The sequence below is a fragment of the Ferrovibrio terrae genome (genome assembly GCF_007197755.1).
Lineage (GTDB): Bacteria > Pseudomonadota > Alphaproteobacteria > Ferrovibrionales > Ferrovibrionaceae > Ferrovibrio > Ferrovibrio terrae.
Map to the genome: position 1 here is coordinate 2,009,840 of NZ_CP041636.1, position 23,391 is coordinate 2,033,230.

General features: G+C 61.7%; 21 protein-coding genes. 17 read left to right on the top strand and 4 right to left on the bottom strand.

Annotated elements, in window-relative coordinates:
* Positions 1–13 precede the first annotated feature (13 nt).
* The 7 genes from FNB15_RS09780 (at position 14) to FNB15_RS09810 (ending at position 8,729) form a co-directional block, all read left to right on the top strand.
* The gene (locus FNB15_RS09780; protein ID WP_144068520.1) at positions 14–1,612 is read left to right on the top strand and encodes an AMP-binding protein; all 1,599 of its coding nucleotides are present in this window, start codon (positions 14–16) and stop codon (positions 1,610–1,612) included.
* A gap of 112 nt (positions 1,613–1,724) precedes the next feature.
* Positions 1,725–3,209 carry an FAD-dependent tricarballylate dehydrogenase TcuA gene (tcuA, locus tag FNB15_RS09785; RefSeq protein WP_144068521.1) on the top strand — a complete coding sequence of 495 codons (1,485 nt, stop codon included), beginning with the start codon at positions 1,725–1,727 and terminating at the stop codon, positions 3,207–3,209.
* Positions 3,210–3,234: 25 nt separating this feature from the next.
* Positions 3,235–4,716, top strand: a complete 1,482-nt coding sequence (locus FNB15_RS09790) for an aldehyde dehydrogenase (RefSeq protein ID WP_144068522.1) — start codon at positions 3,235–3,237, stop codon at positions 4,714–4,716.
* Positions 4,717–4,739: 23 nt separating this feature from the next.
* Positions 4,740–5,669: a methylisocitrate lyase gene (prpB, locus tag FNB15_RS09795; protein WP_144068523.1), complete on the top strand. Its 930-nt coding sequence runs from the start codon at positions 4,740–4,742 to the stop codon at positions 5,667–5,669.
* A gap of 17 nt (positions 5,670–5,686) precedes the next feature.
* Entirely contained in the window at positions 5,687–6,676 is a 990-nt protein-coding gene (locus tag FNB15_RS09800) for an NAD-dependent epimerase/dehydratase family protein (RefSeq protein WP_185973799.1), read from the top strand.
* 27 nt (positions 6,677–6,703) lie between these two features.
* Positions 6,704–7,840, top strand: coding sequence for a 2-methylaconitate cis-trans isomerase PrpF family protein (locus FNB15_RS09805; protein ID WP_246068836.1), 1,137 nt, complete (start codon positions 6,704–6,706; stop codon positions 7,838–7,840).
* A 148-nt stretch (positions 7,841–7,988) separates the two neighbouring features.
* Positions 7,989–8,729, top strand: coding sequence for a GntR family transcriptional regulator (locus FNB15_RS09810; RefSeq protein ID WP_144068526.1), 741 nt, complete (start codon positions 7,989–7,991; stop codon positions 8,727–8,729).
* Here FNB15_RS09810 and FNB15_RS09815 read toward each other — a convergent pair.
* Genes FNB15_RS09815 through FNB15_RS09825 form a run of 3 tightly spaced genes read right to left on the bottom strand, consistent with a single transcriptional unit; the run spans position 8,726 to position 11,621 of the window.
* The gene (locus FNB15_RS09815) at positions 8,726–10,783 is read right to left on the bottom strand and encodes an acetate--CoA ligase family protein (RefSeq protein ID WP_144068527.1); all 2,058 of its coding nucleotides are present in this window, start codon (positions 10,781–10,783) and stop codon (positions 8,726–8,728) included. The genes FNB15_RS09810 and FNB15_RS09815 overlap by 4 nt on opposite strands.
* A complete protein-coding gene (locus tag FNB15_RS09820; protein WP_144068528.1) occupies positions 10,780–11,196 on the bottom strand; it encodes a MaoC family dehydratase in 417 nt (138 codons plus the stop codon). The genes FNB15_RS09815 and FNB15_RS09820 overlap by 4 nt, the downstream gene beginning before the upstream one ends.
* Positions 11,190–11,621: a hotdog family protein gene (locus tag FNB15_RS09825; protein ID WP_144068529.1), complete on the bottom strand. Its 432-nt coding sequence runs from the start codon at positions 11,619–11,621 to the stop codon at positions 11,190–11,192. The genes FNB15_RS09820 and FNB15_RS09825 overlap by 7 nt, the downstream gene beginning before the upstream one ends.
* Before the next feature lie 138 nt (positions 11,622–11,759).
* Here FNB15_RS09825 and FNB15_RS09830 point away from each other — a divergent pair, with 138 nt between their 5' ends.
* From FNB15_RS09830 to FNB15_RS09840, 3 genes are all read left to right on the top strand, one after another.
* Positions 11,760–13,169, top strand: a complete 1,410-nt coding sequence (locus FNB15_RS09830; RefSeq protein ID WP_144068530.1) for an MmgE/PrpD family protein — start codon at positions 11,760–11,762, stop codon at positions 13,167–13,169.
* Between the two features lie 124 nt (positions 13,170–13,293).
* Complete coding sequence (locus FNB15_RS09835; RefSeq protein WP_144068531.1) at positions 13,294–14,451, top strand: acyl-CoA dehydrogenase family protein; 1,158 nt, start codon at positions 13,294–13,296, stop codon at positions 14,449–14,451.
* A 17-nt stretch (positions 14,452–14,468) separates the two neighbouring features.
* Positions 14,469–14,942 carry a MaoC/PaaZ C-terminal domain-containing protein gene (locus FNB15_RS09840; protein ID WP_144068532.1) on the top strand — a complete coding sequence of 158 codons (474 nt, stop codon included), beginning with the start codon at positions 14,469–14,471 and terminating at the stop codon, positions 14,940–14,942.
* 4 nt (positions 14,943–14,946) lie between these two features.
* Here the strand turns inward: FNB15_RS09840 and FNB15_RS09845 are convergent, their stop codons facing one another.
* On the bottom strand, positions 14,947–16,371 hold the full coding sequence (locus tag FNB15_RS09845; protein WP_246068837.1) for a class I adenylate-forming enzyme family protein: 1,425 nt from the start codon (positions 16,369–16,371) through the stop codon (positions 14,947–14,949).
* Positions 16,372–16,719: 348 nt separating this feature from the next.
* Between FNB15_RS09845 and FNB15_RS09850 the strand changes: the two genes are divergently transcribed.
* From FNB15_RS09850 to FNB15_RS09880, 7 genes are all read left to right on the top strand, one after another.
* Positions 16,720–17,088 carry a Zn-ribbon domain-containing OB-fold protein gene (locus tag FNB15_RS09850; RefSeq protein ID WP_144068534.1) on the top strand — a complete coding sequence of 123 codons (369 nt, stop codon included), beginning with the start codon at positions 16,720–16,722 and terminating at the stop codon, positions 17,086–17,088.
* Positions 17,085–18,239 (top strand): acetyl-CoA acetyltransferase, encoded by a 1,155-nt coding sequence (locus FNB15_RS09855; RefSeq protein WP_144068535.1) that lies wholly within the window; start codon positions 17,085–17,087, stop codon positions 18,237–18,239. The genes FNB15_RS09850 and FNB15_RS09855 overlap by 4 nt, the downstream gene beginning before the upstream one ends.
* A gap of 43 nt (positions 18,240–18,282) precedes the next feature.
* Positions 18,283–19,263, top strand: a complete 981-nt coding sequence (locus FNB15_RS09860; RefSeq protein WP_144068536.1) for a Bug family tripartite tricarboxylate transporter substrate binding protein — start codon at positions 18,283–18,285, stop codon at positions 19,261–19,263.
* 101 nt (positions 19,264–19,364) lie between these two features.
* Positions 19,365–20,114, top strand: coding sequence for an electron transfer flavoprotein subunit beta/FixA family protein (locus FNB15_RS09865; protein WP_144068537.1), 750 nt, complete (start codon positions 19,365–19,367; stop codon positions 20,112–20,114).
* A gap of 1 nt (position 20,115) precedes the next feature.
* A complete protein-coding gene (locus FNB15_RS09870; protein WP_144068538.1) occupies positions 20,116–21,048 on the top strand; it encodes an electron transfer flavoprotein subunit alpha/FixB family protein in 933 nt (310 codons plus the stop codon).
* Between the two features lie 434 nt (positions 21,049–21,482).
* The gene (locus FNB15_RS09875) at positions 21,483–22,361 is read left to right on the top strand and encodes a beta-keto acid cleavage family enzyme (protein WP_144068539.1); all 879 of its coding nucleotides are present in this window, start codon (positions 21,483–21,485) and stop codon (positions 22,359–22,361) included.
* A 59-nt stretch (positions 22,362–22,420) separates the two neighbouring features.
* Positions 22,421–23,389, top strand: a complete 969-nt coding sequence (locus tag FNB15_RS09880) for a Bug family tripartite tricarboxylate transporter substrate binding protein (protein ID WP_185973800.1) — start codon at positions 22,421–22,423, stop codon at positions 23,387–23,389.
* Positions 23,390–23,391 lie beyond the last annotated feature (2 nt).

Below are 23,391 nucleotides of genomic sequence, written 5' to 3' on the forward strand. Positions count from 1 at the left end.
GCCGGCGCGCCGCATGGCCTATTTCCCGGAGTCTTACAATCCGTTTGAAGGCATGAACCTGGAATGGCTGCTGGCCGCGCAGGCGCAGCGGCGTGGCGGCCATCCCTTCATCGTCTTCGAGCCGTTCGACCGGCCCGCGCAGACACTGACTTACGCGGAATTCCACGACACGGCTGTTCGTCTCGCCAATGGCCTGCGACAGCGCGGTATCAAACGCGGCAGCCGCATCATCATCCATCTCGACAACTGCCCGGAGTTCCTGTTGGCCTGGTGTGCCTGCGGAATCGTCGGTGCCATCGCGGTCACCACCAACACACGCTGTTCGGAAGATGAGCTGCGCTATTTCTCGGATCATTGCGACGCCGAGGCAGTGATTACGCAGCCCCAGTATGCCGGCATGGTGCAGAGCGCCTGCCGGACCGCGCGGTGGATTGCCGTCACCGATCACAATGCCGGCGAGCCGGCGACGGGATCGGAGCGTCCGGCCGAATCAGAACGCTTCATGCGTTTGCTTTCCGCAGTTGGAAACAGCGATATCGTCCCACCTGGCCCGGACACACCGCTGGGTGTGCAGTATACCTCCGGCACGACGTCGCGGCCCAAGGCTGTGCTGTGGACCCATGCCAACGCCTTGTGGGCGGCTCGCGTTGGTGCCAGCCATGAAGGCCTGGTGCCTTCCGACGTGCATCATTGCGTACTGCCGCTGTTTCATACGAATGCGCTGTCTTATTCGTGGCTGTCCTGCTTCTGGGCCGGCGCGACCTTCGTGCTGCAGCCGCGCTTCAGTTCCAGCCGGTTCTGGGAGGTGGCGGTCAGGAATCGCAGCACCTGGAGTTCGATCACCGGCTTCTGCTATCGCGCCCTGGCCAATGTCGAGATGCCGCAGAAGCACTATTTCCGCTGCTGGGGCGTGGCGCTGACCGATCCGCTGGTGCGCGACACCTTCGGTATTCCTCCGCTGAGCTGGTGGGGCATGACCGAAACGCTGACGCAGGGCATCATCGGCTATCCGCATTTGCCGGTGGCGGATGGCGCCATCGGGCGACCGGCGCCGGAATACACCATCCGGATCTGCGATGCCGATGGCCGTCCGGTTCGCCGTGGCGAGACCGGAACAATTCATATCGGCGGCCAGCGTGGCGTCTCGCTGTTCAGGGAATATCTTGGCGATGAGACGGCTACTGCGGCCGCTTTCGACGAGGACGGCTTCTTCAATACCGGTGACCAGGTCACGGTCCTGCAGGATGGCAGTGTACGCTTCGCCGACCGGCTCAAGGACATGCTCAAGGTTGGCGGCGAGAATGTCGCCTCCTCCGAAATAGAGCGGGTGCTGAATGCCTTGGACGGCATCGAGGAGTCGGCCGTGGTTGGCAAGGCACATCCGATGCTGGACGAGGTGCCCGTGGCTTTTATCCGGCTTGGTCCAGCCCTGGCAGGACAAGCCCCGGACGCCATTGAAAGCCTGGTCAAGGCCGCCTGTAAAAAGCTGCTTGCCGACTTCAAGATTCCCCGGGAGGTTCACATCGTCGAGGATTTCCCACGGGTCAGCGTCGGTAAAATCTCCAAGCCGCAATTACGGGCGATCTTGAAAGCGATTCCGCAACATTGGTAACTTGAAAACTGTTGACAATTTACGATTCCTCGGCAAATATGCAGATTAAGTAGGGATTTCCGGGGTTTGCCGTGTGGTGCCCCGATTGAGCAAAGGGAAGGAAGCGGACGCGATGGCGTATGATGTTGTGGTGGCGGGTGCGGGAAATGCGGCGCTGTGTGCGGCGTTGTCGGCCCGGGAGAATGGCGCGAAGGTCCTGGTGTTGGAACGCGCCCCGGAATCCGAGCGTGGCGGCAACTCCTACTTCACCGCCGGCGGTTTCCGTTTTGCCCATGATGGCCTGGACGATGTCTGCCAGGACATTCTGACCGATCTTTCCGACGCCGAGCGCAACCAGATCGTGCTGCCCAAGCATACCCGGCAGTTCTTCTACGACCAGCTGATGGAAATCACCCATCACCAGTCCGACGAGTCGCTGGCAAATCTTCTGGTCGACCGTTCGCGCCCCACCATGGCCTGGCTGCGCTCGCATGGCATCCGCTTCGTGCCGATGTTCGGCCGCCAGTCCTACCTCGTGGACGGCAAGCATCACTTCTACGGCGGCGTGAATATCGAGGCAGTGGGCGGCGGTGCCGGCCTGGTCGAAGCCGAGATCGCCCGCGCCGAGAAGCTCGGCATCGAAATCCGCTACGACACGGCGGCCATCGGCCTGGTCCAGGAAAAGAATCGCGTAGTCACGGGCGTGAAGGTGCGCACCAAGGGCGGCTATGACGAGATCGAGACCAAGGCGGTCATTCTCGCCTGCGGCGGCTTCGAGTCAAATCCGGAAATGCGCGTGCGCTACCTCGGCCCGGGCTGGGATCTGTGCCGCGTTCGTGGCACGCGCCACAATATGGGCGAGGGCATCAACATGGCCCTGGCGATCGGTGCGCGGCCCTACGGCAACTGGTCGAGCTGCCATGCCTGTGAATGGGATATTTCGGCGCCGCCCTATGGCGACCGCTGGGTGCTGGACAACTTCCAGAAACATTCCTATCCGCTCGGCATCATGGTCAATCTGGATTGCGATCGCTTCGTCGATGAAGGCGAGAACTACCGCAACCTGACCTACGCCAAGTTCGGCCGCGAAATCATGAAGCAGCCGCGCCGCACGGCGATCCAGATCTTCGACCAGCAGACGGTCAAGATGCTGCGTGACGAATACCGCATCAAGGAAGTGACCAAGGCTGAGGCGAATACCATTGCCGAACTGGCCGAGCAGCTCGAAGTCGATCCCGCCGCTCTGGAAAAGACAGTTAACGAATATAATGCCGCCTGCGGTCCGGAGCCATACAATCCGGCGATCCTGGATGGCAAGAAGACCACCGGCTTGCGCGTGCCGAAGTCGAATTGGGCGCTGCCGATCAACAAGCCGCCTTACGTGGCCTATGTCACCACCACCGGTATTACTTTCACCTTCGGTGGCCTACAGGTGAATACCAGCGGCGAAGTGCAGGATATGACCGACCAGTCCATCCCAGGTCTGTATGCTGCGGGCGAGCTGGTGGGTGGTCTGTTCTTCGAAAACTATCCGGGCGGCACCGGCCTGATGTCCGGCTCCGTCTTCGGCAAGCTGGCCGGCGAAAGCGCAGCCAGCTATTCGAAGGGCAAGAACTGAACATGCAGTCTCAGGAGTCCATGCGATGGCCGAGCTGAAGCAGTATCAGCTGTATATCGACGGCGCATGGCGCGACGGCGCGAAGAGCCGGCGTTTCCCGACGATCAATCCCTTCACCCGCCAGGCCTGGGCATCCATCCCCCAGGCCGAGGCGGGTGATGTCGCCGATGCCGTCGCAGCGGCGCGCCGTGCTTTTCCCGACTGGAGCGCCCGCCCCGGCATTGAACGTCAGAAACTGATGCTCAGACTCGCGGAACTGCTGGAGGCCGAAGCCGACCGCATGTCGCGGCTGGAAACGACCGACAACGGCAAGGTGATCCGCGAAACCAAGCCGCAGATGATGTTTGCCGCGCGGCAGTACCGCTTCTTTGCTGGCTATGCGGACAAGATTTACGGCAGCGTGATCCCGCTTGATCAGCCGGATGTCTTTGATTTTGTCATGCGCGTGCCGATCGGCGTGGTGGCGCTGATCACCGCCTGGAATTCGCCGATCACCCTGCTGGCCAACAAGCTGGCGCCGGCACTGGCCGCGGGCAACTGTGCAGTGATCAAACCGTCAGAGCATGCTTCGGCCACCACACTCGAATTCGCCGCGCTGGTCGAGAAGGCCGGTTTCCCGAAGGGCGTGGTCAATGTGGTCACCGGCGATGCCGAGGTCGGCCGCGCGCTCAGCGAGACGCCGGGTCTCAACCGGATCAGCTTCACCGGCAGCGCCCAGGTGGGCCGCCACATCGCGGCGGCGGCCGGACGTAACCTGGTGCCGGTGACGCTCGAACTGGGCGGCAAATCGCCAAACATCATTTTCGACGACGCTGACCTGAACAAGGCTGTAGCCGGTGCGCTGGCCGGCATCTTCGGCGCCAGCGGACAGACCTGCATCGCCGGCTCGCGCCTGCTCGTGCATGAAACCGTGCATGACGAGGTGGTCGAGCGGCTGGCAAAGCGTGCGGCGGCGATCAAGATGGGCGATCCGCTCGATCCCGCCACCGAAATGGGCACTGCCGCCAACGAGCAGCAGTTCAATCGCATCCTGGATTTCATCGCCTCGGCCAAGCAGGCGGGCATGCAGCTGGTGACTGGCGGCGATGCTGCACGCGACGGCGACCTGGCGCAGGGTTTCTTCGTACAGCCGACCATTTTCAGCGGCGTCACGCCGGATGCCCATCTGGCACAAGAAGAAATCTTCGGCCCCGTTCTGGCCATCCTGAAGTTCAAGGATGAAGCAGAGGCCATCCAGATCGCCAATTCGACGTCTTATGGCCTGGCCGCCGGCGTGTGGACCCGCGATGTCGGCCGCGTGCACCGCATGGTGCGGGCGATCGAAAGCGGTGTTGTCTGGGTCAATACCTACAGGGCCGTGGCTGCCCAGGCGCCGTTCGGCGGCATGAAGGAAAGCGGCTTCGGTCGCGAGCGCGGCGAGCAGGCCCTGCAGGAATACACCACAACCAAGAATGTCATGATCGATTACTCGTCGCAGGACCGCGACCCGTTCGTCATGCGAACCTGATTTCGACTGAAAGCAGACGCTGTATGCCCTATCTGATTGGCGCTGACCGCCCTGATACCCCGCCCGGCCTGGCTTTCCGCCAGCTGCTGCAACGACCGCAGATTCTGCAGATCCCGGGCGCGCATAGCGGGCTTGCCGCTTTGCAGGCCAAGGCCGCCGGTTTCGAGGCCCTGTATCTGTCGGGTGCCGCGATGACGGCCTCGATGGGCCTGCCTGATCTTGGCATCATTTCGATCAACGATGTCTGCTTCTTCCTGCGGCAGATTGCGCGCGCGTCCGGTCTTCCAGTGCTGGTCGATGGCGATACGGGCTATGGCGAAGCCCTGAACGTCATGCACATGGTGCTGAATTTTGAAGAAGCTGGCGCTGCGGCCGTGCAGATGGAAGATCAGTTGTTGCCCAAGAAATGCGGCCATCTGAACGACAAGAAACTCGCCAGCGCCTATGACATGGCCGCCAAGGTGGCCGCTGCGGCCAAGGCCCGCAAGCATATGGTCATTGTCGCCCGTACCGATGCCGTGGCCAGCGAAGGTCTGGATGGTGCCGTGGCGCGCGCCAAATTGTATTTGGAGGCCGGTGCCGACGCGATTTTCTGCGAGGCGCTGACGTCAGCAGAGATGTTCCGCGAGTTCTCCCGCCAGGTCAAAGCGCCACTGCTCGCCAACATGACCGAGTTCGGCCGCACGCCTTTCTTCACCGCGAAGGAATTCGAAGAGATGGGCTACAAGATGGTGATCTGGCCGGTCAGTTCGCTGCGTGTCGCCGCCAAGGCACAGGAGCGTCTGTATGCCTCGATCCGCAGCGAAGGCGGGACGCACAAGATGTTCGATGCGATGCAGACCCGCGCCGAACTCTACGACGCCATCGGCTATCACGATTACGAAGCGCTCGACGCCAATATTGTGAAAACCATCACCCCACAGGGTATGCCCCAGAACGACGACCAGGATTGAGCCGGGAGAGAATGACGATGGGTTACAGTATCAAGGATGCCGTCTATGTGATTACGGGAGGCGCAAGCCTGATCGGTTCGCATATCGCCGATCTCCTGCTGGAAGGCGGCGCGAAGGAAATTCGGCTGCTGGATAATTTCTCCCTCGGCACGCCGGAGACCATAGCACATCTGCTCGACAATCCGCGTATCAAACTGATCCGCGGCGATATTCTGCGCCTGAACGAACTCATCGACGTCATGCAGGGCGTCGACGGCGTCTTTTCGCTGGCCGGGTTCCTGACTCTGCCGATGTCGCAGAATCCCTCTCTGGGCATCGCTGTGAACACCATCGGTATGGTGAACACGCTGGAAGCCTGCCGCATCGCCAAGGTGCGCCGGATCATTTTCTCGTCCTCTGTCTCGACCTACGGCAATTCCACTGCCGACGTGATCACCGAGGATGTTCCGTTCTCCGCCGCGGGCCTGCAGCCGGCGTCGATTCTGTATAGTACCAGCAAGCTGATGGGCGAGGGGCTTTGTGCCCAGTATGCCCGCACTTATGGCATCCAGTTCAATGCGTTGCGATTCTCGTCCGTCTATGGGGAGCGGCAGCACTGGCGCGCGGTGAACGCTGTCTTCATTGCCCAGACCTGCGAAAAGGTTCGGGCTGGTGAAGCACCGGTCATCATCGGCGACGGTAGCGAAGTGCATGACTATGTCTACGTCACCGACGTGGCTGCGGCTTGCATCGACGCCATGACCAGCGACTCGCATGGCCACGTGCTGAACATCTGCACGGGCGTTGACACGACACTGAAGCAGGTTGTCGAGATCGTGCTTGATGCCTACGGCGCCGAGCAACTGAAGCCGGTCTATCAGGAAGACAAGCGCGCGGTGAAGTCCGCCGCGACCGACAAGCTGAATTTCAGTCGCGCCAAAGCGGAGACCGAAATCGGCTGGACGCCCAAGGTCAGCGCGGATGCCGGTATTCGCCGTTACATTGCATGGGCTAACGCACGGGCCTGAAAACGTATGGGCTGAACGGAGATCATCATGCAGCGTCGCTTGCGAGCGGTTTTCATGCGCGGGGGGACGTCCAAGGCCCTGATCTTCCGCCAGGAGGACCTTCCGGCGGCGCGCGATGACTGGGCGCCGATTTTTCTCGGGGCGCTCGGGTCGCCCGATCCGAACGGGCGTCAGCTCGACGGTATGGGTGGAGGCGTCTCATCGCTGTCGAAGATCTGCATCATTGGTCCGTCAAGCCGCACCGATGCCGATATCGACTATACATTCGCGCAGGTCTCGGTCTCGGATGCGGTGGTGGACTATGCCGGCAACTGCGGCAACATGTCCTCCGCCGTCGGCCCCTTTGCCATCGACGAGGGCCTGATCCCGGTGCCGGCGAATGGCATGACCAGCGTCCGGATCCACAACACCAATACCCGCAAGATCATCGTCGCCACCTTCGCGGTGCATAACGGCATTGCCGTGGTCGACGGTGACTGCGAGATCGACGGCGTGGCCGGCAGCGGTGCGCCGATCAAGCTGGATTTTCTGGCGCCTGGTGGATCGAAAACCGGCAAGCTGCTGCCGACCGGCCAGGCGGTGGATCGTCTGACGCTGGCCGATGGGTCGGTGATCGAGGCCACCCTCGTCGATGCGGCAAATCCGGGGATTTTCGTCCGCGCCAGCGACCTTGGCCTGACTGGCCTCGAATCGCCACAGGCGATGGAGCGCGATGCGGATCTGATGCAGCGTATGGAAGCCGTGCGGCTGGCCGGCTCCGTTGCGATGGGGCTGACGGCCGATCTTGCGGCAGCAGCGCGAATGCCGAGTATTCCCAAAATCGCTGCAATTGCGCCGAGCCAGACTTTCACCGCGTTGTCTGGCCGAGTTTACCAAGCGTCGGAAGCCGACATCCTCGTCCGGATGATTTCTGTGGGCCAGCCACATCGGGCCGTTCCGATCACCGGGGGGTTATGTCTGGCGGCGGCCTGTCGCGTGCCGGGGAGCCTGGCGCAGCAGATGCTGCGTCCGGATCAGTCCGGGGCGATCCGGGTGGGTCATCCTTCAGGTATGCTGATGGTGGATGCAACTGCTGAAGTCACAGCTGGCTCTGCAGTCATTGCGCAGGCGAGTCTCTACCGCACGGCGCGGCGCCTGTTTCAGGGCGAAGTCTTTTACAAATAGAAAACCTCCCAGAAATCAGGGGTTACGTGAGTATCGACCGAAAACAGGGTGCAAACTGCTGACAATAATACTATAAACGGCCAAAGAATCGGCGCGGATAGGTTGTCCCAATCCTTACTCAGCGCGACGACCAGATGGTGAACCGGGTATGAGCGGCCTTCTAACGAACCAGGTGCAGCGGCAATCGCTGGTCGATACCGTAACCGAGCGGTTGGAAGCTGCCATCGTCGCCGGCGAACTTGAACCGGGTCACCGCATCAGCGAAAACGCTCTGGCGGCCGCATTGGGCGTGAGCCGCGGCCCGTTGCGGGAAGCGATCCGCCGCCTGGAAGGGCGGAAGTTGCTCGAACGCACCCCGAATATCGGCGTGCGTGTGGCGAAGATTTCGATCCAGGATCTCAAGCAGTTGCTCGAGGTGCGCGAGTCACTGGAAGGCATGGCCTGCCGGCTCGCAGCCACCGAAATGACCGATGCCGAGATCGAGGAACTGAAGCGATTGCTGTCGGAGCATGAGCGCCAGGAAGGCGTGCTCGGCGGCACCGGGTATTACCAGTATCCCAAGGACGAAGACTTCCACTTCTGCATCGCGAAAGGCAGCCGCAACAAGTGGCTTGCCGAGATGCTCTGCGATGGCCTGTATGACCTGCTTCGGGTTTATCGCTTCAAATCGAGCACCCGCGCCGGACGCGCGCAGCAGGCCCTGAGCGAACACAAGGCTATCGTGGCTGCGATCGAAAGCCGCGATCCGGACATGGCGGAAGTGGCGATGCGTCGCCATCTGCGCAATGCGCGGGCCCATATTGATGTTCGCGAGGCCCAGGACAAGCTTTCCGACAGCGAAAGCAGTGTCGATTCAAAAAAGCTCGTCAAGGCGCTGGCGAAAATCTAACGCCGCAGCAATACGGCATCACAGGCGATCACGCCCTGCCCCAGAACCCTGAGCGGGTTGATTTCAAGCGAATCGATCTCGTCTGCATGTGTCGCGAAGAATTGCGACAGGCATTCGATCGCCTTGGCTGCAGCTTCCAGGTCAGCCACAGGCAGGCCGCGGAACCCCTCCAGAATCTTCCTGCCCCGTAACGACTGTAATGCACGCATTGCTTCTGCGGCGCTGACCGGTGCAAGGCGACAGACGGCGTCGCGGTAAATCTCCGCCTGCACACCGCCGAGCCCGATCATCACGGTTGGCCCGAGTTCGGCATCATGCTGGAATCCGAGAATCAGTTCCGCGCCCGGCGGTGCCATGCGTTCAATCAGGACGGCATTGCCAAGTCGCTCCAGCATGCCGGATGCGGCTCTTGCGACATCGGGTGGCGACGTCAGATTCAGCGCCACGCCGCCGACATCGCTTTTGTGCAGGATCTCGGCACTGTGAATCTTCACAACGACCGGCAGACCGATCTCCAATGCCACGCCGACAGCACGACCGCTATCCGTGGCCACGCCGCCTTTCGGGACCGTGATTCCGGCAGCCGCCAGCACGATCTTGGCGGAGAATTCCGTGCCGTCATGCCGACGCAGCGCTTCGGCGGCGCGGCTGAAATTTTGTTCCGGCAGCGGCTCAATGTTCCGATGAAACAAATGCGCCAGCGTGCCCAACGCAGTGACGGCGCGGGTGTGATCCTCGAAAACGGCAAATCCGGCGGCTTCATAACTCGCGACCGTATCGCGATCCGCAACAATGCAGAGTACCATCGGCTTGTCCGGATACTGGACCGGCAGTGGCGACAGGATCTGCGACAGGCGCGGCGCAATGCTTTTTGAACCCGCCGTGACGGTGAAGAAAGCGATTAAGGCGTCAAGTCCATCCTCGCGCAGCACGACGTCCAGATTGTCGCGGACGAGATCCAAGTTATTGAAGGCCTGTGCCGTCACATCGATGGGGTTGCGCGTGGCCGCATAGGGATTGATCGCCTTCAGCCTAGCCTGGGCTTCGTCAGGCAGGGCAGGAACTTCCAGTCCAACCTGGGCGGCAATATCGGCCATCTGCACGCCGACTGCGCCGGAGATGCTGATCAGGCCGACCCGGTTGCCGCGCGGACGTGGCGCGCGCTGCAGCAGATAGGCCGCATCCACCATCGCCTCGGTGCTGTGCATCCGGACGGCACCGAATTGTTGCAGCATGCCCTCAAACACCATGTCGCTGCCACTCATCGCGGCGGTATGCGTCTGCGCTGCGGCGGCGCCGACAGCACTGCTGCCGGATTTCATGAACAGGACTGGCTTGCCAGCTTGCCGGGCCACCTCCAGTCCTTCCACCAGAGTGTCGCGCGCATGAACGCCCTCGGCATAAGCGAGGATGATGCTGATATCGGGCTGCCCGGCCAGCCACTGAATGCCCTGTCCGACATCGACGCCGGCCTCGTTGCCGGTGGTCAGCCACTGTCCGATTTTAACGCCGCGCTGCAGGGCGATCTTGGCCAGGTGGCTGCCGAAGCCGCCGCTCTGGCTGATGATTCCCACATTGCCGTCCGCGGGAAAACCGCTCTCGAAGATGGCAGAGAAACTGGCATAGAATCGATGCGCAACATTAAAGGCGCCGAGGCAGTTCGGGCCGAGCAGGGCCATGCCGGCCTCGCGCACCATGCGACTCAATTCATCCTGCCGCTCACGGCCTTCGGCGCCGGCTTCGGCGAAATCGGCGCTGAACAGCACGGCGCCACCAACGCCGCGCGCCACGCATTGCCGGATAGCTTCCATGGCCGGAGCGGCCGGCAGTGCGATAATCGCCATATCGACGGCTTCAGGCAGATCAGTAACAGAGCTATAGGCTTTGAGACCCTGGACGGTCTCGTAATTCGGATTGATCGGATAGATCGGCCCTTCAAAGCCGGCGTCGAGCAGATACCGGACCGGCCGACCGCCGATACGCGTGGGATTCTCGGATGCGCCAATCACCGCGACCGAGCGCGGTCGCATCAGTCTTGCAAGATCAATGGTCATGCAGTCTCCAGATCGAGGCGCAACCTTGCCTCGCCGATTGCCAGCAGTCTGTCTCCGCTGTGGAGCGTGAGCGCCAGTGTGACCGTATCGGTCGCGCAGGTTTTTACCTTGATGCGATAGGTTGTCGGTTCGCCAGCCTTCACGACATTCAGCAGCTTGCTCTGGAAAGACCCGCCGCGATCCCAGGCCGTGCTGCCGAACAGACTGCAGAGCCAGGATTCAAAAACCGCCAGAATCATCATGCCATGCGCAATCGTGCCGCCAAACGGGGTCTTTGCCGCATAGTCGGGATCGGTATGGATCGGCGCATCCGTGCCATGCAACTGGCCAAATGCGATGAAGCGGGCCTGGGTCAGTTCCGGCCCGGGTCGTTCAAACGACTGGCCGACTGTGAGGTCGCGGAGCTTCAGCATGGCCAGTACAGGATATGCCGGACCAGCAGTACGTCGCGGCGTTCCACGCCGGCCTGCACACGTTGCTCCACGACGATAAAGCGCTTGTCGTTGCGAATGTATTTGTCGGCGATACGCACAATCGTCACCAGCGTTTCGCCGAGCCGGGCGCAGTCATACATCTCCAGTTCTTCCTGGGCATGCAGAACGCCCGGCGGGAACAGCACATTGCTCTTGAAGGCGCGCAGTTCGTTGAGCAGGAAGGCCGGCACCCGGGTTCCTGGGCCAATAGGGGTGTCGCGATCGCCCATGCAGTCATGGAAGGCGGCGACGGCCGTGGCATCCACGACCAGGGGATAGGGGGCGAAGGTGCGGCCGACCTCGATCTCGTCGTAACCGGTTCCTTCCCAGCCGCCCATGCGCCGGTCTGGTTCTGGCGTCGCCAATGATCGTCCTCCGGCGCTGTGTGCATCCGACTACCCGGCATTTTCCTATTCCGGGACGTCTTTATTGTCAACAGTTGACCATCTAAGTTGAAGACTGTTAACAATCTGGCCTCCAGAAGCCGGAACAGGCATCAGAGCATGACCCAACATTCCCCTATCCGCACCCAATCCCAGCGCCCGCCCACGCAGGATCTTGCCGAGTTTACAGCCGCCCTGTGCTTTGAAGACATTCCGGCACCGGTGCTGGATCGGGCCAAGCTGCTGATCTTGGACTCATTGGGCGTCGGCCTTGCCTCCAACGCCTATCCGTTTGCCGATCGGGTGGTTGCGGGCGTTGCAGTGCATGGCGAGGCCGGGACGTGCCGGCTGATCGGCCGACGCGAGCGTCTACCGGTGCGGGATGCCGCGCTGGCGAATGGCGTGCTGATGCATGGCCTCGACTTCGATGATACCCATCTGAACAGCATCGTCCACACCACGGCCACCAGCCTGCCCTGCGCCCTGTCGTTCGCGGAGCAGCTTGGTTTGCATGGCCGCGATCTGCTCACTGCCTACGCCGCTGGCGGCGAGGCCGCGATCCGCATCGGGCTTGCGATTGATGGCGGGTTCCATCATGTCGGTTTCCATGCCACTGGAGTGATCTCGCATTTCAGCTCCGCCATTGTCGCAGCAAAGCTACTTGGCCTTGATGCGGCGCAAACGATGATGGCCCAGGGCATCGCTGGCAGTACGGCATCGGGTATCCAGGTTTTCCTGGAGGAAGGCGCGTGGACCAAACGCCTGCATCCCGGTTGGGGTGCGGTAGCCGGGATTACTGCTGCACGTCTGGCGCAGCACGGCTTCGTGGCGCCGTCACGGCCGCTCGAAGGAAAATTCGGCCTGATCGAAACACATCTGCAGGCGCATGCGGGCGGCGCCAAGCCGGAGGCTGTCGCGGCCGGTCTTGGCAAGACCTGGCATCTGGCGGATACCGCGATCAAGCCGTATCCGGTCTGCCATTTCATCCATGGCTGCGCCGATGCGGCAATCGAGCTGCATCGCGACCTCGCCGGCGAAGAGATCGAAGCTGTCGAGGCGCTGCTGCCGCAGCCCACGCTGCATATCGTTGCCGAGCCCGCCGCACAGAAGGAACGGCCGACGACCGATTATGAGGCGAAGTTCTCGACGCAGTTTGTCGTGGCGGCCTGCCTGCTGAAAGGCGGCTTCGGTCTGCCCGATCTGCAGCCGGCGGCTCTGGCAGATCCGCAGGTGCTGGCACTGTCTGCGCGTGTGCGTTGCGCGATCGATCCCGACACGGCTTTCCCGACCTATTTCTCGGGTGGCGTGAAAGTCACGACGCGCAGCGGCCGCCAGTTGTCCAGGCATGTCCGGGTCAATAGCGGGGCAGGAGACCGGGCACTGCAGCGCGATGAGGTCATCAGGAAGTTCATGGCTTCGGCCTCGCTGACCGTGTCGCGGCAAAAGGCCGATGACATCTGCAACGCGGCGCTGACGCTGGAAACCATTTCGGTTGACCGGCTGATGTCGGCGCTTAGCCTCGCCGATTAAGGCCTGCTCTAGATTGCAGACAGTTTACAGGTTTGGGCGACTGTCGTAAAATCGGCGCAACGGAATAGGCTGGTGCGGTGCCACCGGAAAGTCTCGCGCAGCATCAGGTTAAAAAGGGAAGAAAATGCCTCTTTTCAATGACTTCGGCTTCACTGAAGAACAGAAGATGATGCGCCAGAGCCTGCTGAATCTGGCCGAACGTCATCTGCCGCCAGAGAAGATTCGTGAGCTGGATCGCGACAGCGGGTGGCCGAAGGAGGCTTACAAGGCGCTCGCCAAGGATGGTTGGCTCGGTTTGCTCTATCCGGAGCGCTACGGCGGTCTCGACGGCAGCTACAAGGATGCCTGCATCCTGCTCGAGACGCTGTCCTATCATTACGCCTGCTTCGCGACGACCTACATGACCAGTGCGATCTATGCCGGTCTGCAGCTGCTTTATAACGGCAGCGAGGAGCTGAAGCAGGACTACATGGTGCCGCTGATCCAGGGCGATATTTACATCGCCTTCGCACTGACCGAGCCACAGACCGGTTCGGACGCAGCCGCGATCAAGACCCATGCCGTGCGCGACGGCGACGACTATATCGTGCGGGGCCAGAAGTGGTTCATCACCTCGGCTCATGTCGCTGATTATATCGTGCTGGTGGTCAAGACCGATCCTTCGGCGCAGCCGGCGCATAACGGCTTCAGCCTGTTGCTGGTCGATGCCAAGGCCAAGGGCGTAAGCATCAAGCCCATCGAGACGATGGGCCGGCATACCACGCATACCAACCAGATATTCTTCGATGATGTGCGCGTACCAGCGCGCAATCTGATCGGCCAGGAAAACCGCGGCTGGCGCATCCTGATGCGTGGCCTGAATCTGGAGCGCATGGCGATTGCGGCCTGTGGTGCCGGCAATGCGCAGAAGGCCATCGATATCGCGCAGGACTATGCGACGCAGCGCATCCAGTTTGACCAGCCGATCAGCAAGTTTCAGGTGATCTCTCACAAGCTGGCCGACATGCGCATCAAGGCCGAGATTGCTCGGCTGATCACCTATCGCACGGCAGAAATGCTGGATGCCGGCTGGGATGCCAAGATGGAGACCGCCATTGCCAAAATCGTTGCCACAGACAACGATTTCGAATGCGCGAATATCGGCATGCAGGTGATGGGCGGCGCTGGTTTCTCGATGGAACATGATATGCAGCGCCTGTTCCGCGACTCGCGGCTTGGCCCCATCGGTGGCGGCAGCAACGAAATTCAGCGCAATATCATCGCCAAGCTGATGGGCCTGTAAGGCGCGAGGATCCGCATATGACCGTCGATACACCGAAGCCGCGTGGCATGTATTTCGAGGATTTCGAGATCGGCCAGACCCTGCTGACCGGCCGCCGTACCATTACTTCGACGGATATCGTCAACTTTGCCTGCCTGTCGGGCGACTTCAACGACGTCCATACCAATTTTGAATATGCGAAGACCACACCGTTCGGCGAGCCGATTGCCCATGGCCCGCTGGTCTTCGCCGTGGCCGCCGGCCTCAATTACGCTTCCGGCATCAATGACGGCACACTGATCGCGCTTCTGGGTATCGACAAATGGCGCATGAAGCTGCCGGTGAAGCATGGCGACACCATTCACGTGCAGACCAAGGTGATCGCCAAGAAGGAAACCAGTCAGCCGGACCGCGGCGTGGTGACATTTGCGCGCAGTTTCGTGAACCAGCGCGGCGAAGCGGTTCAGGAGATGGAAATCACCATCATGTACCGGCGCCGTCCGGCCGACTGAGCGATTATTCGCTCTGCTTTGAAACCCAGGCTTCGACCTCGGGCCGGATGATCTTGCCGGTATTGTTGCGCGGCAAACTTCCCTTCGGCACGAACAGCACGCGCTTCGGCCGCTTGTAGGCAGCGAGCTCGGCACGGCAGAGCGCGATCAGCTCCTCGGCCTGCGGTGCTGGCGTGTCGGTGGCCACCACCAGTACCGGCACTTCACCCCAGCGTGCGTCAGGCTGGCGCACCACCACGGCTTCAGCCACCTGCGGATGCTGCATCACCACGCGCTCGATCTCGGCCGGATAGATGTTCTCGCCGCCGGACTTGATCAGATATTTGCGGCGGTCGACATAGTCGATCTTGCCATCGGCACGGCGGACAAAAACGTCACCGGAATGATACCAGCTGTCGGCGAAGGCTTCCGCTGTCGCTTCCGGCGCATTCCAGTAGCCGCTGAACAGCGTCGGTCCACGCATCAGCAATTCTCCGGGCTGGCCGTCAGGTACCGGCTGTCCTGCCTCATCAACCAGCAGGATTTCGCAAAGCAGGCTTTCCGTCTTGGCGAAATCCTCCGGCGCCACGCCAGCAGCAAGGCGACCGGCCGAGGCTGGCGGCATGCCGGTTTCGGTGCTGCCAAAGGTATTCGTGAAAGGGACGCCAAGGATGCCGGTGAGGGCAGCGATTTCCTGTGGCGCAAACAGGTCCGCCAGTGCGCCGAACTTCTTCAGCCGCTTCACCTTCGGCTTGCGTTCGCGCAGGTAAGCCAGCGTCTGCTCGACCATGCCGGGGAAGAAGATCAGGTTGCTGAGCGGCTCCTGCTCAAGATAGTCGCAGATGGTCGGCAGGTCCGGTCCATCCAGCACAACAACCTTGCCGCCGAGCATCAGCGTGCCGAGGCCCAGCTCCACGGAGGCCATATGGAACAGCGGTGACCAGGCGAGGAAGGTGTCTTCGCCATTCACGCCATAGTCGGTGACATAGACCAGCAGACGGGCCAGCATGGCGCGCTGGCTGATCAGTGCGCCCTTAGGCAAACCGGTCGTGCCGCTGGTATAAATGATGAAGAGACCGTCTTCCGGATCGCTGTCGGCGGGGGGCAGTGGCGTCGTTGATTGCAAAGCGAGGCGGCTTTCAAGCTCGGCACCGGTTTCCAGCACGGTCATGGCCGTACCGGTTTCTGCCAGCTGCGCCTTGAACCGGGTCGACACGAACGCCGCCTTGGGCGCCACCAGGGTGATGCAGTGTTTCAATTCAGCGGATGAAAGCCGCCAGTTGAGCGTGGCGACGACGGCGCCCAGCCGCAGCGCGGCAATCGAGAGTTCGAGGAAGATCGGGTCGTTTTCGCTGAGAATGCAGATGCGGTCGCCACGCCGGACGCCCATCTCGGCCAGGAGATGCGCCAGCCGGGTCGCGCGCTCACTCAGTTGCCGGTAGGTCTGCATTCGGCCAGACGACGCCAGAGCAGGCCGATCAGGGTGCAGGCTGCACTGCTTGTCGAAAATGGCACTCAAGGAAAGACGGGCAGCGCGGCGGACATTATCTATCATGGCGTTACGGGGCCGCGATGCGGCAATTCCTTCCAGCGATTAAGCATTGACGGGCTATTTAAACCAAATTACCTTGCGATTGTAACCTGTGTACAGTTTGCAGAATACAATTTGTCTCAATCACCCCTCGGCTCGCTCTAGCGGAGCATGATTGCGGCAGTATGCATAGGAGGAGACATGCCCCGCAGGCAAAGTCCTGTCGATGCGGCCGGGCTGGCTGGTGAGCCACCGGGTTCTCCAGCCATGGCTGCCTATGCGGAGCATCTGCAGGCGGGCCACTTCAGGATTCAGCACTGCGTAGATTGCCGCCGGCACGTGTTCTATCCGCGCGTGATCTGCCCGCATTGCGCCTCGGACCGCCTGCGCTGGGTCGAACCCGCTGGCACCGGAACGGTCTATTCCACCACGGTGGTCCGTCGCTCAGACGACAAGGGCGGCCCCTATAATGTCGCGCTGATCGATCTGGATGAAGGTGTGCGGCTCATGTCGCGGGTCGAGCGACTGGCCCCTGAAGCCGTGCATATCGGCATGCGCGTCCGGGTCCATGTCGCCCAGTTGAATGGCGTGGCGGCGCCAGTTTTTGCTCCGATTCCCGAAGGCGACCCGGCATGACCGGCCTGCGCGGAAAGGCGGCCTTTGTCGGTGCCACCACCGACTTCATCGCCGGTGCGCGCGGCCATAGCGCGTTGGAAATGCTGGCGCTGGTGGCCAAGGCAGCGGCGGCCGATGCTGGCATCTCCGTGCGTGATATCGACGGGCTGTTCGTCGGCATGCAGTCGGAATTTCTCAGCACCCTTGCGCTCTCTGAATATCTCGGCCTCCGTCCGCGCTTCACCGACAACAACAGGCTCGGCGGTTCTTCCTTCCTGGCGCATACCCAGCAGGCCGCACTGGCGCTGGATGCCGGCCTCTGCGACGTGGCGCTCATTTGTTATGCCAGCAACCAGCGCAGCGCGCTTGGCCGGCTGCAGACTTCGGTCACCGGAACATGGTCGGATGTCGAGGCGCCTTTCGAGGCCCGCTTCCCTGTCAGTTCCTACGCACTCTCTGCCGCGCGCCATATGCACGACTACGGCACGCGGCGGGAAGATCTGGCGGCAGTGGCGGTTGCTGCGCGCGACTGGGCCCGGCTGAATCCCGAAGCCTTTGCCCGCGATCCGCTGCGTATTGCCGATGTGCTGGCGCAGCCGATGGTGTCCGATCCGCTTGGCCGGCTGGATTGCTGCCTGGTCACCGACGGTGCGGCCGCGGTGATCATGACCAGGGCTGACCGCGCGAAGGACGCACGCAAAGCGCCGGTATACCTGCTGGGTGCGGCCGCGGAGCAGTGGCACAAGCAGATTTCGGCCATGCCCGATATCTGTGCTACGGCAGCCTCCGTGTCGGGCGCGCGCGCGCGCGCCATGGCGGGCGTCGGTATCGGGGACATCGATGTGGTCGAGCTCTACGATGCCTTCACCATCAGCACCGTCCTGCTGCTGGAAGACCTGGGCTTCTGCCCCAAGGGTGAAGGCGGGCGGTTCGTCTCCGACGGCCATATCGCCCCTGGCGGCAGCCTGCCAGTCAATACGAATGGTGGTGGTTTGTCCTGCTGCCATCCCGGCATGTACGGCCTGTTCACCCTCGTCGAGGCGATCAGGCAATTGCGTGACGAGGCCGGTGAACGGCAGGTCGCCGGTGCCGATATCGCGCTTTGCCAAGGCAGTGGTGGCGTTTTCTCAAGCCAAGTTACCAACATTCTGGCAACGGGGGCGGCCTTGTAGCCCCGGGTGGACTTCAATGCAGAAAAATCCAAGGGAGAGAAGCATGATGAAGACGGGTGTATTGGCAGGTGCCGTGTTGGCCATGGGATTGCTCGCAGTCTCGGGTGCGCAGGCGCAGAACTATCCGACCCGACCGGTCAAGATGATCGTCGGTTTCAGCGCTGGCGGCACCATCGACGTTGTCGGTCGTATCATCGGCGAGCATCTGTCCTCAAAAATGGGCCAGCCCTTCGTAGTGGAGAACCGCACTGGCGCCAACGGCATGATCGCGGCTGAAATCGTCGCGAAGGCCGATCCGGATGGCTACAACATCTTTGTCAGCAACAGTAGCACGATCACGCTGAATCCGACGCTGTTCAAGGACATCCGCTACAATCCGGAGCGCGATTTCGCTCCGATCACCACGGCGATCTCCGTGCCGCTGATCCTCGCGGTCAATCCGGAGCACCCGGAAGGCGGCAAGCTCAAGACGCTCAAGGATCTGATCGACCTTGCCAAGTCCAAGCCGAACACGATCCCTTACGGTTCGGCCGGTAACGGCAACATCACCCAGCTGGCCTTTGAACTGCTGAGCGACCGTGCCGGGGTGAAGATGGTTCATGTACCGTATCGTGGTGCCGCGGCCGCCCAGGTTGCAGTGTTGAGCAAGGAAGTCGTTGCCGTCTTCGATACCATGAGCGCAGTGCCGCATGTAAAGGCGGGTAAGCTGCGTGCGCTGGCGGTATCTTCTGCCCAGCGTGTGCCGGAGCTGCCGGATGTTCCGACAGTGGCCGAACTCGGCTTCCCCGGCTTCGATGTCAGCTTCTGGGTTGGCTTCTTCGTACCCAAAGCAACGCCAGCCGCCATCGTCGATCGGCTCAACAAGGAAATCCATGCGGCAACGGCTGTGCCGGAAGTGAGAGCAAAGCTGCTGGCCCAGGGCGGCATCCTGACCCAGTCGCCGACAGACTTCGCGAAGAAGATCACCGAAGAGACCAAGATTCTCGCCGACGTGGTAAAGAAGAACAATATCCAGGCCGACTGATCCGGATCAGATCGAACGGGGAAATCGGCGCCCACAGGCGCCGATTTTTTCATCCAAAGAACAAGAATGTCCTCAGATCAAGGAAGAGAGAGTGTCGTCTTATGAAGGTACTGGTCGCGGTCAAGCGCGTGGTGGACTACAACGTCAAGATCCGCGTGAAGGCGGACAAGACGGGTGTCGATCTCGCCAACGTGAAGATGTCGATGAATCCGTTCGACGAGATTGCCGTCGAGGAAGCCGTGCGCCTGAAAGAGGCCGGCACGGCCACGGAAGTGATCGCCGTCTCGATCGGCACCGCGCAGTCGCAGGAGACGCTGCGCACGGCGCTGGCGATGGGCGCCGACCGCGGCATCCTGGTCAAGACCGACGCAGACGTGCAGCCGCTGGCGGTGGCCAAGATCCTGGCGAAGATCGCGGAGGCTGAAGCCCCGCAGCTGGTGATCGTGGGCAAGCAGGCGATTGACGACGACAGCAACCAGACCGGCCAGATGATGGCCGCCCTGCTGGGCTGGGCCCAGGGCACGTTTGCCAACAAGGCAGCCCTTGCCGACGGCAAGGCGACCGTGGTGCGCGAAGTGGACGGCGGTCTTGAGACGGTGGAGCTGAAACTGCCCGCCGTGGTCACCACCGACCTGCGCCTGAACGAGCCGCGCTATGCGTCGCTGCCCAATATCATGAAGGCGAAGAAGAAGCCCATTGAAGAGAAGACACCCGAGGATTACGGCGTCGATATCGCGCCCAGGCTGAAGACGCTGTCGGTGGACGAACCGCCCAAGCGCAAGGCCGGCGTCAAGGTGCCGGACGTTGCCACCCTGGTGCAGAAGCTGAAGACCGAAGCGGGAGTGATCTGAGATGAGCGTGCTGGTAATCGCTGAACACGATAACGCCTCGCTCAAGGCCGCGACGCTCAATGCCGTGACGGCCGCCCAGGCCATCGACGCCGATGTGCATGTGCTGGTCGCCGGTGAAAAGGCCGATGCGGCCGCCGCGGCTGCCGCCAAGGTCGCCGGTGTGGCCAGGGTGATCCATGTCGAGGCCGCGCATTACGCGCATGGCCTGGCCGAGCCTCTCGCCGTGCTGATCGCCGAGCTGGGCAAGGGCTATGGCGCCATCGTCGCGCCGGAGACCACGTCCGGCAAGAACGTGATGCCGCGCGTGGCAGCTCTGCTCGATGTGATGCAGATTTCCGGCATCGTCGAGGTGAAGTCGGCCGATACCTTCGTGCGTCCGATCTATGCCGGCAACGCCATGGCGACCGTGCAGTCGGGCGACAAGATCAAGGTCGTCACCGTGCGCACCACCGGTTTTGCCGCCGCCGCCGCTGACGGCGGCTCGGCCAGCGTCGAGAAGGGCACGGCCGCCAGCGATCCGGGCGTGTCGACGTTCATCGGCCAGGAGCTGCAGAAGTCGGACCGTCCGGAGCTGACGGCGGCCAAGATCATCGTCTCGGGTGGTCGCGGCATGGGCTCGGGCGAGAATTTCAAGCTGATCGAGGCCGTGGCCGACAAGCTGGGTGCCGCGGTCGGCGCCAGCCGCGCCGCCGTGGACGCCGGCTTCGTGCCGAACGACTACCAGGTCGGCCAGACCGGCAAGATCGTCGCGCCGCAGCTCTATGTCGCGGTCGGCATCTCGGGTGCGATCCAGCATCTCGCCGGCATGAAGGACTCGAAAGTCATCGTCGCCATCAACAAGGACGAAGAGGCGCCGATCTTCCAGGTTGCCGATTACGGCCTGGTCGGCGATCTGTTCAAGATCCTCCCCGAACTCGAAGCCGAATTGAAATAGGGATCAAATTCCGGCGGCGCTCGCCTCCCTGTGTCTGCGCTCCGGATGGCTTGGATCGGATATCCGATTAAAAGTCCGACTTGCCGGGGCTATCAGCCCCGGCATTTTTCGGATGCCGACTTGACGCCGTTTTCGTCGAAGGAAACGCCAGAAAACGGCCAAATTATTGATGAGCTTTTTGGGCCATTCCCGGCATGTTTTGGAACTGGCCTATCCTAAAATTCTCCTGAAGTATTTGTATCAAGTCCACCGAACAGACCGCTCTGTATAGTGTGGAACTTGGCTCTCGATGGCACGCCTCGGGAGAGCCTTATTCCGCATTGCGGAATGGCAATACAGCGCACGCGCTTGGAACCCTTCTTCTCTATAGAACCGGGTCAGAGATTGCCGTTGGATGACGGCAACGGAAGAGCCTAGGGGAGCGGGGCCGGAGGATGCAATCACGCGTCATCATCACTTGTGCTGTCACCGGCAACCAGACCACGCCGGAGATGACGCCGCATCTGCCCATCACACCGGCGCAGATCGCCGAGGCCGCCTTGGGCGCGGCCGAGGCTGGCGCTGCCGCGGTACATATCCATGTGCGTGATCCGCAGAGCGGAAAACCGTCCATGGAGATCGACCATTATCGCGATGCGGTCGAACGCATCCGGGCCAAGAACCAGCAGTTGATCATCAATCTGACCACCGGACCGGGCGGCCGTTTCGTGCCCAGCCCTGATGATCCAAAAGTGGCTGCGCCGGGGACAACCTTGATGCGGCCGGAAGATCGCGTCACCCACATCGCGCTGCTGAAGCCCGACATTGCCACGCTCGATCTCAACACCATGAATTCGGGCAAGCAGGTGGTGATCAATACGCCGGAGAATGTCCGCCGCATGGCCGCAGTGATCAACGCGGCCGGCGTGAAGCCGGAGATAGAGCTGTTCGATTCCGGCGATATCGCACTCTGCCGCGACCTGATCGCCGATGGCACGCTGAAAGGTCCGCTCCTCTGCTCGGTCGTGATGGGCGTGAAATACGGTTTCCAGCCATCGCCCGAGACTGTGCTCTATGCGCGCAGCCTGCTGCCGCCCGGCACGGCCTGGACCGCGTTTGGCACCGGCCGCTCCTGTTTTCCGATGGTGGCGCAGTCTTATCTGGCCGGTGGACATGTCCGCGTTGGCCTGGAGGACGCCATCTTTCTGGAAAAAGGCGTGCTGGCAGAAACCAATGCCGCCATGGTCGCCAAGGCGCGCAACATTGTCGAATCGGTTGGCGGTGAGATCGCGACGGCCCAGCAGGCCCGCGAGATACTGTCCCTGGCGGTATGACCATGACTGATACCAACGAAAAACATTCGCGGAAAAAACCAGCATCACGCGGAGGAAACATGCGTCTGCTCTCACTCGCCCTGTTCGGCCTTGCTCTCCTGCTTTCACCCGGTCATGACGCTGCGGCGCAGGCCTGGCCGGATCGGCCGGTCACCATGATCGTGCCATTCCCGGCCGGCTCTGCTGTCGACTTCCTGGCGCGCGCCACCGCATCAGAACTCAGCGACAGGCTCGGTAAACCCTTCATCGTCGAGAACCGGACTGGTGCAGGCGGCAATATCGGTGGCGCCGCTGTCGCCAAGGCCAAGCCGGATGGCTACACGCTGCTGTTCGGAACCCCGTCACCGATCGCGATGAACAAGCTGATGTACAAGGGTCTGACCTATGACTCCGAAAAGGATTTCATCCCGGTCGCGCTGGTCGCCAAGTCGCCGCTGATGATCACCACGCGGCTCGACTTTCCGGCCAAGACCTTTGCCGAGCTGATCGACTACGCCAAGAAAAATCCGGGCAAGGTGACTGTCGGCAATCCAGGCAACGGCACGCTCGGCCATATCACGGCTGAGCTGGTCCAGCAGTTCACTGGCACGAAGATGACTGCTGTGGCCTATCGCGGCACCGTACCGCTGATGACCGATCTGCTGGGCGGGCAGGTCGATGTTTCGGTCGACTTCATGCCGACCTATGTGCCGCAAGTGAAGGAGAACAAGCTGAAGGCGCTGGCGGTGACGACGAGTACGCGCAGCAAATCCTTGCCTGATGTGCCGACAGTACAGGAGGTCGGCTTCAAGGGCTTCGAAGCCAGCGCCTGGTACGCCATGGTTGCACCGACCGGAACGCCGCCGGAGATCATCGGCAGAATCAACAAGATTGTGAATGACTTCTTGAAAACCGACAAGACCAAGGCTCTGCTGGAGCAGAATACGCTCGAAGGCATCGGCGGATCGCCGGAAGACCTGAAAGCCTTCATTGCCGCCGAACTGAAAAAGTGGAAACCGGTGATCGAGGAAGCCAAGATCGAGATGTAAGG

Bases quoted from the DNA above. Each gene is read 5' to 3' on its own strand.
- FNB15_RS09780 (WP_144068520.1), top strand. From the start codon at position 14: ATGGCCTATTTCCCGGAGTCTTACAATCCGTTTGAAGGCATGAACCTG.
- tcuA (WP_144068521.1), top strand. From the start codon at position 1,725: ATGGCGTATGATGTTGTGGTGGCGGGTGCGGGAAATGCGGCGCTGTGT.
- FNB15_RS09790 (WP_144068522.1), top strand. From the start codon at position 3,235: ATGGCCGAGCTGAAGCAGTATCAGCTGTATATCGACGGCGCATGGCGC.
- prpB (WP_144068523.1), top strand. From the start codon at position 4,740: ATGCCCTATCTGATTGGCGCTGACCGCCCTGATACCCCGCCCGGCCTG.
- FNB15_RS09800 (WP_185973799.1), top strand. From the start codon at position 5,687: ATGGGTTACAGTATCAAGGATGCCGTCTATGTGATTACGGGAGGCGCA.
- FNB15_RS09805 (WP_246068836.1), top strand. From the start codon at position 6,704: ATGCAGCGTCGCTTGCGAGCGGTTTTCATGCGCGGGGGGACGTCCAAG.
- FNB15_RS09810 (WP_144068526.1), top strand. From the start codon at position 7,989: ATGAGCGGCCTTCTAACGAACCAGGTGCAGCGGCAATCGCTGGTCGAT.
- FNB15_RS09815 (WP_144068527.1), bottom strand. From the start codon at position 10,783: ATGACCATTGATCTTGCAAGACTGATGCGACCGCGCTCGGTCGCGGTG.
- FNB15_RS09820 (WP_144068528.1), bottom strand. From the start codon at position 11,196: ATGCTGAAGCTCCGCGACCTCACAGTCGGCCAGTCGTTTGAACGACCC.
- FNB15_RS09830 (WP_144068530.1), top strand. From the start codon at position 11,760: ATGACCCAACATTCCCCTATCCGCACCCAATCCCAGCGCCCGCCCACG.
- FNB15_RS09835 (WP_144068531.1), top strand. From the start codon at position 13,294: ATGCCTCTTTTCAATGACTTCGGCTTCACTGAAGAACAGAAGATGATG.
- FNB15_RS09840 (WP_144068532.1), top strand. From the start codon at position 14,469: ATGACCGTCGATACACCGAAGCCGCGTGGCATGTATTTCGAGGATTTC.
- FNB15_RS09845 (WP_246068837.1), bottom strand. From the start codon at position 16,371: ATGCAGACCTACCGGCAACTGAGTGAGCGCGCGACCCGGCTGGCGCAT.
- FNB15_RS09850 (WP_144068534.1), top strand. From the start codon at position 16,720: ATGGCTGCCTATGCGGAGCATCTGCAGGCGGGCCACTTCAGGATTCAG.
- FNB15_RS09855 (WP_144068535.1), top strand. From the start codon at position 17,085: ATGACCGGCCTGCGCGGAAAGGCGGCCTTTGTCGGTGCCACCACCGAC.
- FNB15_RS09860 (WP_144068536.1), top strand. From the start codon at position 18,283: ATGATGAAGACGGGTGTATTGGCAGGTGCCGTGTTGGCCATGGGATTG.
- FNB15_RS09865 (WP_144068537.1), top strand. From the start codon at position 19,365: ATGAAGGTACTGGTCGCGGTCAAGCGCGTGGTGGACTACAACGTCAAG.
- FNB15_RS09870 (WP_144068538.1), top strand. From the start codon at position 20,116: ATGAGCGTGCTGGTAATCGCTGAACACGATAACGCCTCGCTCAAGGCC.
- FNB15_RS09875 (WP_144068539.1), top strand. From the start codon at position 21,483: ATGCAATCACGCGTCATCATCACTTGTGCTGTCACCGGCAACCAGACC.
- FNB15_RS09880 (WP_185973800.1), top strand. From the start codon at position 22,421: ATGCGTCTGCTCTCACTCGCCCTGTTCGGCCTTGCTCTCCTGCTTTCA.